This window comes from Longimicrobium sp. (genome assembly GCF_035474595.1).
Taxonomy (GTDB): domain Bacteria; phylum Gemmatimonadota; class Gemmatimonadetes; order Longimicrobiales; family Longimicrobiaceae; genus Longimicrobium.
The window spans coordinates 22,918-34,373 of the sequence record NZ_DATIND010000004.1 but is presented as its reverse complement, the minus strand read 5'-3'; the positions used below and the strand labels follow the sequence as shown (position 1 = coordinate 34,373).

Genomic DNA, 11,456 nt, shown 5'->3' with positions numbered 1-11,456 from the left:
CGCATCGGCGGCGGCGACGGCGGGCTGGGCGTCGGCCGCGGCTTCCGCCTGTCCATCCTCCGCGCTCCCGTCCTCCGCGTTCCCGTCCTCCGCCTTCGCTTCCGGCGTCGGCTCGGGGGGCGGCGGCGGACGGCGCTCCGGCGACTCGGGGAGGCCGGGGCCGAAGGTGACGGGCGGGGTGAAGCGCGACAGGAGCTGGTAGAGCGGCGGGCGCATCCGCGGGTTCAGGAAGCCCAGGTCCACGGGGATCACCCGGTGCCCGGTGGGCCCGTGGCGGAGCCGCAGGGTGAACGGATCCTCGGGATCGGGCTCCACGAAGATGTCGGAGCTCTTCAGCTGCTCGTCGGCCGCGCCGCTCTCGCCGGTGGGGTAGCTGATCTCCCAGCGCAGCAGCGGGGGATGGAGGTTGGCGTTGAACTGCGCGTCGCCGCAGATCTCGGCCAGGTACTCGTCGGTCAGCGCGGCGTTCTCGCGGCGCACCTGCTCCTGCACGTCGTCGGGGAGCATGTACAGGAAGCGGGAGAAGTACTTCCCGAACCCCGCCGTGTAGCTGCCGCCCTGCAGCACCAGCCGCGGCGGCGCGCCGTCGTCCCCGCCGGGAACCAGGCAGGCGAAGGTGCCCATCGAGCGGCAGACGGTGGAGCTGTTCTCCACCCCGTCCAGCGCCTCGTCCACCTCGGCCGCGGTCACGGTGATCTCCTCGGCCTCGGGCTCGGCCATCCACTTCTGCCGGATCGCCTCGCCCAGCCGGTCGCGCGCGGCGCCCAGCCGGGTGACGAAATCGAGCTCGTAGGGGTTGTTGATGTTGTACCCCTTCACCTCGTCGTCCTGCACCCCCGCGCGGACCTTGGCCTCCTTCTCCACGTGCGCCTTGAAGTGCTCGCGGTAGAAGTCCTCGTAGAAGACCAGGAGGGGGACGCTGCGCCGGCCCTCGGCGTAGAAGGTGTCGAAGAAGTGCCGCATGGTGGCCTGCTCGCCGCGCGGCCAGGAGACGCGGCTGGTGAGGCGCACCCACTCGCTCCAGGTATCGAAGGTGCGGCGGATGGCGGGCGTCAGCGGCACCTCGGCGCGCGCGGGCGAGGTGGCGTCTTCGTAGAACGGCATGTCGCGGCGGAGGCGCTGCTCCACCTCCATCTTCTCGATGGCCTCGTTCAGCAGCGCGTGCATCTCCTCGATCATCCGCGCCCGCTCGCCCACCTCGGCGTCGGTGTAGCTCTCGACCACGGTGCGCAGGTGCGCCAGGAGCTCGGACGAGATGCGGGCGTGCTCGTCGTCGATCCCGTCCAGCAGCGCGCGGAAGGGCAGGTCCCAGTCGGCGTCCTGCTCGCGGATCCCGGTGTGGAAGCGCAGGAAGCCGATCTCGATGAGCTTGTCGAGGTACGCCTCGGCCTCTTCGGGCTCGGCCTCGATCTGCGGATCGGACGAGAGCGCGGCGATCAGCTCGCCCATGGTGGGCTTGCCCAGCCCGCGGAAGGTGCCGGTGATCAGCTCCAGCACCTCGTTGTTGGCCAGCCGCTGGAACACCTCGCGCGCCTCGATGGCGGTGAGGAACACCAGCCGCCCGCTCTCTTCGCGGAGCGTGGGATTGAGCTCGACGCGGAGGGCGTGGCGGACGGCGGGGCGCGTCTTCAGGTGGTCGAAGAGCAGGCCGTAGATGAACTTGTTGATGCGCACGAAGCTGCGCTTCTCGCGCGGGTTCCGGTCGAAGCGGAAGGTGCCCTCGCCCGCGTACCCGGCCTCGTCGACGAAGGCGCCGGGGATGATGGCGCAGAAGGTGGCGAACGGGGTGGCCTTCATGGCCATGCGCGTGTAGTAGCGCAGCAGCCCGCGCTCGGTCTTCTCCTCCTTGCCGTTCAGCTCGGCCCCGGCCGAGGCCACCGCCTGCCCCCAGCGGTCCAGCGCGCCGTGCAGCGAGCGGCTGGAGATCATCAGCCCCTTGCGGAAGTCCGCGTCGGCCAGGAGGTCGAGGAAGCGGCGGCGCAGCTCCGGCGTCTCGGCGCCGTACGACTCGCGCAGCTCGCCCTCCAGCCGCGCACGCTCCTCCAGCAGCCCGGCGAAGGCGCGCACGCCCTCGGCATCGCCATCATCCAGCACCGCGACCGCGGCGTCGAGCTTGGCGGCGGCCAGCGGGCGGAGGTTGTACAGCTCGCGCTTCAGGGTGATGAGCTTGTTGCGCAGCGGCTTGTCGTCGCCCGCGCGGCCGATGGCGCCGAAGAGGAGGGCCGAGAGCGGCTCGCGGCGCTCGCGCAGCTGCTCGTCGGAGGCGTGCAGCCGGCGGACGAGCTCCAGGGTGCGGGCGGCGCGCAGCTCGTCCACGCTGTCGGCGGGCGCGCCGGAGACGCGGCAGACGAAGCGCGTGCCCAGCCACTCGCCGGGCTCGGTCCGGTCTTCCCAGGGTAAGGTCATCGGTACGGATGCTCTCGGGAGTGTGGGTCTGCGGGAAGCGGCGGAAAGAGGGGCGGGGGCGCGGCCCCGTGCGTCCTCGCGGTGCCGCCGCGGCCGCGGTCCGGCCGTGCGGCGGCGGAGACGGCGAGGCCCCGGCGCATCCGCGGAAGCGGCGGCGCGGCGGGGTCCGGCGTGTCCGAAAAGCACGGCGGATTGCGATGATAACCCCGCCGCGCGCGGGGCCGCAAGTACGCCAGACGACACTTTGACGCGCCCGCAGGATGTGCTCCCGCACCGGGTTGCAGCGCGCGAAGGCACCCGTGCGCAGGATGAGCCAAAGTGCGCGGAGATGGCGCTCGACGGGCATTCCCGGCGCGCGCCGGCGACGGATGAGCCATCGCCACGCGGAGATGCTCTATCCGCGACGCGGCGGGGATGCTCCATCGCGACGCGAGGATGATCGGTGTCGCCCGGCCGCGTCGAGATCAACCAGCACCTCCGCTCCCAATCTCTCGCTTCCCCCGCTTCGCTGCGACATGCGCGGGATGAACGGCGGGCGGGCGGGCGTGAACCGCGATGTCCACGGCACGAGCGCGGAGCGAAGATCGCAAGGCCTCACGCGGAGACGCGGAGACGCGGAGACGCGGGGGTGCGTGGCAGGCACCTCCGCGACTCCGTGTCTCCGCGTGAGATCCAGCGATCCTATCGCATCCCGGCGAGGCTGACGGCGAGGAGGAGGAGCATCCGGGTCGCGGGGAGGGCGCTGTCGCGGTCGGCCCATTCGCTTAGCGTGTGCTGGTCGCCGCCGCGCGCGCGGCCCACCGAGATGGAGGGGATGCCGCGCGTCACCGCCATGTTCGAATCGGTGGACCCTGTCGCCTCGGCGCGCGCGGGGATGCCCAGGAAGCGGTGCACGTCCAGCGCGGTCTGCACGATCGGGTCGGCGCGCCGGTCGCGAAGCATCTCCTCCGTTCCCGCGGCGCGCTGGTGCTGCACGGCCTCGCGGCTCCACGCCACGTGGTTCTCCGTCGCCGCGCGCTGCACGCGGCCGGTGATCTCGGCGTCGAGCGAATCGAGGAGCGCGGGGTTCACGGAGCGCAGGTCGACGGTGAACCACACGTCCTGCGGGATGGCGTTGAACACCTTGCCGCCGCCCACCATCCCCACGTTGTACACGGCGCCGCCCTGGTTCTCGGGCACGCGCAGCTCGTAGATGGAGCGGATGGCGTCGGCCATGGCGTGCGCCGGGTGCGGCTTGCCGGTGGAGGTGTTGGTGTGGCTTCCCTCGCCGGTCAAGTGGTAGCGCGTCCAGTAGATCCCCAGCGCGCCGTAGCTCACCGGCCCCAGCCCGCCGTCCACCGCCACCACCATGTCGGGGCGCGGGTTGTGGGCCAGCCACCAGTCCATCCCCACCAGCCCCAGCTCCTCCTGCACCGTGGCGACGAGGACAACGTCGCCGCGGGTGCGCACGCCGGCCTGGTTCATCGCGCGGATCACGGCCAGCATGTCGGCCACCGACGCGGAGTTGTCGAACACGCCCGGCGCGCGCAGGATGCCGCCGTCGACCTTCACCGTGACGTCGGTGTCCATCGGGTGCACGGTGTCCATGTGCGTGGCGAAGACCACCGTCGGCCCGCCGCCGCTCCCCCGCCGTCGCCCCGTGACGTTGCCGATGGAGTCGGCCGACACCTCCAGCCCCGCCGCGCGCATCTGCTCGGCCACGTAGGCGCCGCGCTGCTGCTCGTGCGTGGACTGCGCGGGGATCTGCGTGATGCGCACCCACTCCTGCACCTGCGCGGGAAAGTTGCCGTCCAGCCACCGCAGCGCGTCGCGCACCGCCGGCGCGCTCGCGATCCGCGGCGCCCAGCGCGTGGGATAGCGCTCGTCCGCCGGCGCCTGCCCCTGCTGCGCGGCCGCGACACCGGCGGCAAGGAGCGACGCGGCAAAAGCGGCGAGCGGGACGATGGATGCGGGTCGCATGCGGGAGCGCGTCATCTCGTAACTCGTCCAGGATTGGGAGATGGAGATCGGGATGATGCGAAGAGACTGGGGCGCGCGGCGGCGTGCGTCAATGCGGGAATCGCGAGAACACTCAGCCGGTCTCCACCTCGCCGCGCAGGCCCGTGAGGAACCGCACGAGTTCGTCCTCGCTCCACGCCGACGCCACCTCGTCGCGCCAGGGGGAGAGGACGTCGAAGGGGATCTCGCTCCGGCTGCCGATGAGTCCCGATCCGTCCTCGTACCGGACCGTCAGCGAGCAATGGGCGTCCGGGCCCTCGTACTGCACGCGCAGCATCCGCCCCGCCTTCACCTGCGCGAGCAGATCTTCCGCCTCGTCCTCCGTCATCGTTTGCCTCCTGTTGGCCCAACCGTAAGCAGCGTTCGGGGGGCGCCGCAACACTGTCGCTCGATCCGGTATCCTCGATCTCCCGCGGAGACGCGGAGCCGCAGAGGGGTTTGGCGCGCGATGAGTTCTCTGCGTCTCCGCGTCTCCGCGTGAGATATGACGATGCTGGCGCATGCACGAAAACACCCCCGCCGCTAAACCCGCGACGGGGGCGTCATCATCCGCCGAAAACGGTTCAGGGCGAGGCGACGTGGATGCCGCACTCCGTTTTCGCGTGGCCCCGCCAGCGCCCGGCGCGCTCGTCCTCGCCCGAGGCGGTGGGCGTGGTGAGCGGCGCGTCGCCGATGCTGGCGTAGCCCTGGTCGTGGAGCGCGTTGTACGGCAGCCGGTTGCGCACGATGTAGCCCCACACCTCGGCGCGGTTCCACGACGCCAGCGGGTTCACGCGCACCCGCTCGCCGCGCTCGACCACGGGGAGGACGCTGCGGGTGTGGGCCTGGTCGCGGCGGCGGCCGGTGATCCACCCGTCCAGCCCCTCCGTCGCGCGCTGGAAGGGCTCCACCTTCGCGACCTGCTGGTACCGCTCCAGGTCCCGCTCCCAGAGCCGCGGCCCGTACTGCGCTTCGAACGCCTCGATCGTGTCCGCCGGTCGGTAGACGCGCAGGTCCAGGTCGTATCGCTCGCGCACCCGCTCGACCAGATCCAGCGTCTCGGGGAAGTGGTGCAGCGTGTCGATGAAGACGACGGGCAGGTCCGCGCCGATCGCGTGCAGCAGGTCGATCAGCACGATGCTCCCCGGCCCGAAGGCCGAGACCACCCCCAGCCGCCCCGGCGCGAACGCATCCAGCGCCCAGCGCAGCACCCGCTCCGCCGAGGCGCACTCCAGCGCCTCGTCCACCTGCGGCAGCGCCAGCGCGCTCATGCGGCCACCTCCGCGGCGGGCGCCGCCTCCAGCGTCACGCGGCGGTGGAAGTCGCCGAACTTCTCCCCCGCCCCGCGCTCCCGGGCGAAGCGCTCGAAGAGCGGGAGCACCGCCGGCACCAGCTCGTCGAAGGGAACCAGGTCCGCCCACGGCTTGGCCAGCCGCGTTCCCTCGGCGCTTCCGCCCAGCCAGATCGCGTACTTCCCCAGCGAGCGGCCGACGAACGCCAGCTCGGCGCTGTAGGGGCGCGCGCAGCCGTTGGGGCACCCGGTCATCCGTACCGTCACCGGTTCGTCCTGCAGCCCCAGCCGCGCCAGCTCCGCGTCCAGCCGGTCCATCAACGCGGGGAGCACGCGCTCCGATTCCGCCAGCGCCAGCCCGCACGTGGGGAGCGCCGGGCAGGCCATCGACCAGCGCCGCGGGCCGGAGATCTGGTGCAGCGGCACCAGCCCGTGCTCCGCCAGCAGCCGCTCCACGCTCGCGCGGTCGTCGCCCGCGATGTCGGTCAGCAGCACGTTCTGCTGGGTGGAGAGGTTGAAGCCGGGCGCGAACCGCTCCGCTACCGCCCGCAGCGCCGTGCGCAGCCGCAGCGCGGGGGTGTCGGAGATGCGGCCGTTCTCCACGAAGATGCCGAAGAACCAGCGCCCGTCGCCCTGCCGGTGCCAGCCCAGGTGGTCGTGCACACCCGTCACCTCCACGGGGAGCGGCGCGGTAAGCGGGCGCCCCAGGATGCGCTCCACCTCGGCGCGGAACCACTCGATGCCGCGCTCGTCCAGCAGGTACTTCAGCCGCGCGCGCCGCCGGTCCACCCGGTTGCCGTGCTCGCGCTGCACCGCCACGATCGCCGCCGCCACCTCGATCACCTCGTCCGCCGTGGCGAAGCCCAGCGGCTCGGCCAGGCGCGGATAGGTGACCGTCTTCCCGTGCGTGCGCCCCAGTCCCCCGCCGACGAGGACGTTGAACCCCGCCAGCCGCCCGTCGCCGCCGGCGATCACCAGCAGCCCCAGGTCGTTGGTGTGCACGTCGGTGCAGTTGTCGTCGGGGAAAGCGAAGCCAATCTTGAACTTGCGCGGGAGGTAGCGATCGCCGTAGACGGGATCGGGCTCCGCCTCGGGCTCGCCCCCCGCCACCTTCTCCCCGTCCACCCAGATCTCGTGGTACGCCTTCGTGGACGGGAGGAAGCGGTCGGAGATCTCGCGGATGAGCGCCAGCGCCTGCTCGCGCGCGCCGCCGGGGAGGGGCGCGGGGCAGCCGACGACGTTGCGGACCACGTCGCCGCAGGCGCCCAGCGTGGTCACCAGCGCCTCGTTCAGCCCGGCGATGGCCGGGCGCAGGTCGCCCTTCACCACGCCGTGCAGCTGCAGCCCCTGGCGGGTGGTGATGCGCAGCGTGCCGTTGCCCAGCCGCTCCGCCAGCTCGTCGTGCGCCAGGTACTGCGCCGCGGTCAGCACCCCGCCGGGGACCTTGGAGCGCACCATGAACTGGTAGGCGGGGCCGAGGCCCGCCTGCTTGCGCTCCTTGCGCGCGTCGCGGTCTTCCTGCTCGTACGAGCCGTGGAACTTGATCAGCTGGCGCGCCTCGCCCGACAGGTGGTCGCCGGGCGCCTCCAGCTCGTCGGCCAGGGTGCCGCGCAGCCCCCCGCTTTCTTCCTTGATGCGCTCGACCTCGCTGAGCGAGTCGAGCTCCGTGTCGATGCTCATGACCGCGAAGCTCCGTTCGTGTGGATCAGGCGGGCTGCAGGGCCTGGGCGGCGGCCTCGACCAGCACGTCGGCCACCTCGGGGCGCGAGAACTCGGCGGGCGGGCGCTCTCCCCGCGCCAGCGATTCGCGCACCTTCGTTCCCGAGAGCACCACGTGGTGCTCGCGCCCGTGCGGGCAGGTGCGGGTGGACGCCATCTGCCCGCAGGCGCGGCAGAAGAAGGCGTGCTCGAACTTCAGCGGCACGATCCCCAGCGCCTGGGTGTCGATGCGGTCGAAGATCTCCTGCGCCGCGTAGGTGCCGTAGTAGTTGCCCACTCCGGCGTGGTCGCGGCCCACGATGAAGTGCGTCGCCCCGTAGTTGCGGCGGATGATGGCGTGGAACACCGCCTCCCGCGGTCCCGCATACCGCATCGCGGCGGGAAGGACGGAGAGGAGGACGCGGCCTGCGGGATAGTAGTTCTCCAGCAGCACGCGGTAGCAGCGCATCCGCACGTCGGCGGGCACGTCGTCCGCCTTGGTGTCGCCGACCAGGGGATGGAGAAGGAGCCCGTCGACCGATTCCAGCGCCACCTTCTGCAGGTACTCGTGCGCGCGGTGCACGGGGTTGCGCGTCTGAAAGGCCACCACGGTGCGCCAGCCGCGCCGGGCGAACTCCTCGCGCGTCTCCGCCGGCGTCAGGTTGTCTTCCGGAAAGCCGCTCACGTCGCGGGGATACAGGTACTTCACCTCGCCGCCCACCAGCAGCTCGCCCAGCGAGTCCAGCCGCGCCACGCCGGGGTGCGCGCGCTCGCGGGTGCCGTAGACGGCCTCGGCCTCGCGGTCGCGGTTCCAGCCGAAGACCTCGCGCACGGTGATGACGGCCGCCGTCTCGCCGTCCGGGGCCACCAGCGCGGCCTCGTCGCCCGGCCGCAGCGCGGAGGCCTCGGCGCGGGTGGCGGAGAGGGTCAGGGGGATGCTCCAGGGGAGGCCGCTCGCGAGCGCCAGACCCTCCAGCACCGCGTCGTAATCCCCCTCGCCCATGAAGCCGTCCAGCGGGCTCAGCGCGCCGACGGACAGGAGATACAGATCGGAAAGCGTCACCGCGGAGACGCGGATTTGCGGGAGCGAGCGGGCGCGGCGCCGCAGCTCGCTGGCCTCGCGCGTCTCGGGCCTCAGGTCGACCAGCGTGCCGCCGTACGGGGTGATGGGCATCCGTTCAGTCCTTTCGCTCGTCTTCGTTTTCCGCCGCGAGCCCCGCGGCGGCGATGATTCCCCGCGCCTCCAGCAGCCCGATCACCTGGGCGACGCACCCGGCCACGTCGTGGCGCGCGCTGTCGACCACCAGCTCGGGCGCGGCGGGGGCCTCGTAGGGCGCGGAGATCCCGGTGAACTCGGCGATCTCGCCGCGGCGCGCCTTCGCATACAGCCCTTTGGGGTCGCGCGCCTCGCAGGTCGCGAGGTCGGCGTCCACGAACACCTCCAGGAAATCGCCCTCGTCCATCAGCGCGCGCACCCCGTCGCGGTCGGCGCGGTAGGGCGAGATGAAGGCGGTGACGGCCACCGCGCCGAAGTCGGCCAGCAGCCGCGCCACCTCGCCCACGCGGCGGATGTTCTCCGCCCGGTCGGCGGGCGAGAAGCCCAGGTCGCGGTTCAGCCCGTGGCGCAGGTTGTCGCCGTCCAGGACGTAGGCTTCCACGCCGCGCCGGAACAGCTCCTCTTCCAGCGCCCGCGCCAGCGTGCTCTTTCCCGAGCCGGAAAGCCCGGTGAGCCAGACGGCGGCGCCGCGGTGGCCGCGGGCGCGCTCGCGGTCGGCGCGCGTCACCTGGCCGGCGTGCCACGTCAGGTTGCGCGCGGAGGGCGCGTCCAGGACGGTGCTCACGCCACGGCCTCCGTGCGGAGCGCGCGGTTCCGCTCGATGTACTGCGTCCACTCCGGGGGCACGTCGGTCTCGGGGAAGATGGCCGTCACCGGGCACTCGGGCTCGCACGCGCCGCAGTCGATGCACTCGTCGGGGTTGATGTAGTACTGGTCCTGCGCCTCGTAGATGCAGTCGACCGGACACACCTCCACGCAGCTCGCGTCCTTGGTGCCGATGCACGGCTCGGCGATCACGTAGGTCATCCCTCGCTCCCCGGTTCAGGTTCAGTTCGGCGACGGCTCAGCTGTAGATGGCGGCCGCCGCCCGTGCCCACACTCCCGGCTCCCACTCCTTCTCCGGCCCATCGTCCGCCGTCGCGGCGTCCGCCGTGGGGGTGACCGCGCGGGCGCCGGGGCGCTGCACCGAGGCGGACAGCACGTGCCCGTGCGCGCCGGTCGCCCACGCCAGGCCGCGCATCGGCTCGACGTGGCTCCGCAGCCAGTGCCAGAGAGAGTTCGCGCTCATGCCCGGACCTCCGGGTTTCAGGGTGGCTGGAGATAGGGATCCGGCGATGTCCATCCGCCGCCGCTCCGTCTCCGTCTGCATCTCGATTCGCGACATAAAAACGGCCCCGGCACCGAAGGGTGCCGAGGCCGGGAGGGCGGAGGCTGCTCCGCCGGTGGGGGTGGCCGCTACCGCTTCACGGCCCGCACCCGCACGCCTGCATCCCGACCACGGCGCCCACGGCCATGGCCCGCATACAGCGGCGACAACACACCGGGCGCTGCGGGGCGCCCACGCGGTTGCGGGTGGAGGATTGGCGGTGCGTCATCGGTGGAGGCTTCTCGGTTGCGTCGTCAGGGGCCGGTCACGGCGTGAAAAAACCCCGGCCTGCTCGGGGCAGGCCGGGGTGGATCACCTTCTCTCGCTCTTCGACGCTATCTGCAGCCGTCGCGTTCGCCAGGGGAAAGGCCATCCGCACCCGTCGCCCCGCGGGGGACGAAGGTCATCCAACAAGGACAGGTGCAGAAGGTCATCCGAGCGTTCACGACGTGCTCCGGGTCGTGCGTGGGCATTCACCGTCTGACGGACGATAGAGCAGACGACCCTGTTGTGTCAAGGGTTCCGCCCGCTCCCTCCGCGCCTCGGCGCGCAACCTCGTCCACCTCCGGGCTCCGGAGACGGGGAGTTCAGCGGAAGGCGATTCGATCCGTCTCGCCGGCCGCACGGCTCGCCCCGGCTGAGGTGCGCTCGTACCACGAGTGCCGCCTTCCGCGCGGGGAATGCGTTTCATGCTACGGGAGATCGAGGCCGATCTCCTCGGTGAATCTCCATCCATCCCGACGATCGGACGACCTCCGGACGCGACGAAGCCCTGCGGCGAAAGATCGCTGCAGGGCTTCGACGAGGAGCGGGAGACGGGACTCGAACCCGCGACATTCAGCTTGGAAGGCTGACGCTCTACCAACTGAGCTACTCCCGCGCATTCCGCGCGTCCGGAGATCGCGCGGCGGAAAAGATAGCAAAACCGGCGCTTGCGCACAATCGCGCGCCGCCGTCTTCGCGCCCCGTCCGTTTCCCCGCAGACGGGAATCTCTCTTCAACGAATGGGCGATCCGGTCGCGGATGCCGTCGGCCGCGAACGCCTGGCGACACGCTTTCGCTCCACCGTCCACGCAGGACCGCGGCGGCGGCTTCCGCTGCCGCCGCGCGCATCACACCCAACCGGGAGCCCGACGCATGCCCAGAATCTCCATCCAGCAGTTCCGCGCGCGGATCATCGACCGCTCCGAGCCCGGCGCGCTCCTCCGCGCCTACCGCGAGATCACCCGCCGCCCCGACCTGGCGACGGGGATGCAGGCCGCCGAGTGGGCGGCGTGGCCCTCGGCGGTCGCCGAAACCACCGCCTGAGCGCTCCACCTCCGCCGCCGCGGCGTTTCTGCCGCGGCGGCGGACGACCGCGCCGCCGTCCGGGCGGCGCGCCACTCCCACCGCGAGCCCGTCCATGCCCCGCATCTCCATCCAGCAGTTCCGCGCGTCCCTCGCCGGCCACGCCGAGCCGGGCGCGCTCGTCCGCGCGTACCGCGAGATCGCCCGCCGCCCCGAGCTGGCGACGGGGGCCCGGGTGATGGGCTGGTCGGTGTGGCCGCCCGACGTCTCGGCCGAAGCGAACGCCTGAGCCGCCTGCCGCGTCGCCACTTCCGCGGCGGTCCTCCGCCCACCCCAGGACGGGCGGGCATCCACCTTCATCCCCGGGAGACGAG

At 72.1% G+C, this 11,456-nt stretch carries 11 protein-coding genes and 1 tRNA gene; 2 read left to right on the top strand and 10 right to left on the bottom strand.

Features of this window, described 5'->3' with window-relative positions; translation table 11 throughout:
* From VLK66_RS00865 to VLK66_RS00820, 10 genes are all read right to left on the bottom strand, one after another.
* Positions 1–2,406, bottom strand: a 2,406-nt coding sequence (locus VLK66_RS00865) for a lantibiotic dehydratase (protein WP_325307097.1), incomplete at its 3' end; no start/stop codon positions are given.
* Between the two features lie 681 nt (positions 2,407–3,087).
* Positions 3,088–4,380 carry a M20/M25/M40 family metallo-hydrolase gene (locus VLK66_RS00860; protein ID WP_325307096.1) on the bottom strand — a complete coding sequence of 431 codons (1,293 nt, stop codon included), beginning with the start codon at positions 4,378–4,380 and terminating at the stop codon, positions 3,088–3,090.
* Positions 4,381–4,477: 97 nt separating this feature from the next.
* Positions 4,478–4,732 carry a hypothetical protein gene (locus tag VLK66_RS00855; protein WP_325307095.1) on the bottom strand — a complete coding sequence of 85 codons (255 nt, stop codon included), beginning with the start codon at positions 4,730–4,732 and terminating at the stop codon, positions 4,478–4,480.
* Positions 4,733–4,967: 235 nt separating this feature from the next.
* Positions 4,968–5,654 (bottom strand): phosphoadenylyl-sulfate reductase, encoded by a 687-nt coding sequence (locus tag VLK66_RS00850; protein ID WP_325307094.1) that lies wholly within the window; start codon positions 5,652–5,654, stop codon positions 4,968–4,970.
* A complete protein-coding gene (locus tag VLK66_RS00845) occupies positions 5,651–7,354 on the bottom strand; it encodes an NADPH-dependent assimilatory sulfite reductase hemoprotein subunit (RefSeq protein ID WP_325307093.1) in 1,704 nt (567 codons plus the stop codon). Before VLK66_RS00845 ends, VLK66_RS00850 begins: the two co-directional genes overlap by 4 nt.
* Before the next feature lie 25 nt (positions 7,355–7,379).
* Entirely contained in the window at positions 7,380–8,546 is a 1,167-nt protein-coding gene (gene sat / locus VLK66_RS00840; protein WP_325307092.1) for a sulfate adenylyltransferase, read from the bottom strand.
* Positions 8,547–8,550: 4 nt separating this feature from the next.
* Complete coding sequence (gene cysC, locus VLK66_RS00835) at positions 8,551–9,213, bottom strand: adenylyl-sulfate kinase (RefSeq protein WP_325307091.1); 663 nt, start codon at positions 9,211–9,213, stop codon at positions 8,551–8,553.
* Positions 9,210–9,455, bottom strand: coding sequence for a ferredoxin family protein (locus VLK66_RS00830; protein ID WP_325307089.1), 246 nt, complete (start codon positions 9,453–9,455; stop codon positions 9,210–9,212). Before VLK66_RS00830 ends, cysC begins: the two co-directional genes overlap by 4 nt.
* A gap of 37 nt (positions 9,456–9,492) precedes the next feature.
* The gene (locus VLK66_RS00825) at positions 9,493–9,717 is read right to left on the bottom strand and encodes a hypothetical protein (RefSeq protein ID WP_325307088.1); all 225 of its coding nucleotides are present in this window, start codon (positions 9,715–9,717) and stop codon (positions 9,493–9,495) included.
* An 885-nt stretch (positions 9,718–10,602) separates the two neighbouring features.
* Positions 10,603–10,675 (bottom strand) — tRNA-Gly (locus VLK66_RS00820).
* Positions 10,676–10,932: 257 nt separating this feature from the next.
* Here VLK66_RS00820 and VLK66_RS00815 point away from each other — a divergent pair.
* Positions 10,933–11,103, top strand: coding sequence for a hypothetical protein (locus VLK66_RS00815; RefSeq protein ID WP_325307087.1), 171 nt, complete (start codon positions 10,933–10,935; stop codon positions 11,101–11,103).
* A 94-nt stretch (positions 11,104–11,197) separates the two neighbouring features.
* A complete protein-coding gene (locus VLK66_RS00810; RefSeq protein WP_325307086.1) occupies positions 11,198–11,371 on the top strand; it encodes a hypothetical protein in 174 nt (57 codons plus the stop codon).
* Positions 11,372–11,456: the final 85 nt, after the last annotated feature.

Excerpts from the sequence above, each read along its gene's own strand:
- VLK66_RS00860 (WP_325307096.1), bottom strand. The coding sequence starts at position 4,380 with ATGACGCGCTCCCGCATGCGACCCGCATCCATCGTCCCGCTCGCCGCT.
- VLK66_RS00855 (WP_325307095.1), bottom strand. The coding sequence starts at position 4,732 with ATGACGGAGGACGAGGCGGAAGATCTGCTCGCGCAGGTGAAGGCGGGG.
- VLK66_RS00850 (WP_325307094.1), bottom strand. The coding sequence starts at position 5,654 with ATGAGCGCGCTGGCGCTGCCGCAGGTGGACGAGGCGCTGGAGTGCGCC.
- VLK66_RS00845 (WP_325307093.1), bottom strand. The coding sequence starts at position 7,354 with ATGAGCATCGACACGGAGCTCGACTCGCTCAGCGAGGTCGAGCGCATC.
- sat (WP_325307092.1), bottom strand. The coding sequence starts at position 8,546 with ATGCCCATCACCCCGTACGGCGGCACGCTGGTCGACCTGAGGCCCGAG.
- VLK66_RS00830 (WP_325307089.1), bottom strand. The coding sequence starts at position 9,455 with ATGACCTACGTGATCGCCGAGCCGTGCATCGGCACCAAGGACGCGAGC.
- VLK66_RS00825 (WP_325307088.1), bottom strand. The coding sequence starts at position 9,717 with ATGAGCGCGAACTCTCTCTGGCACTGGCTGCGGAGCCACGTCGAGCCG.
- VLK66_RS00815 (WP_325307087.1), top strand. The coding sequence starts at position 10,933 with ATGCCCAGAATCTCCATCCAGCAGTTCCGCGCGCGGATCATCGACCGC.
- VLK66_RS00810 (WP_325307086.1), top strand. The coding sequence starts at position 11,198 with ATGCCCCGCATCTCCATCCAGCAGTTCCGCGCGTCCCTCGCCGGCCAC.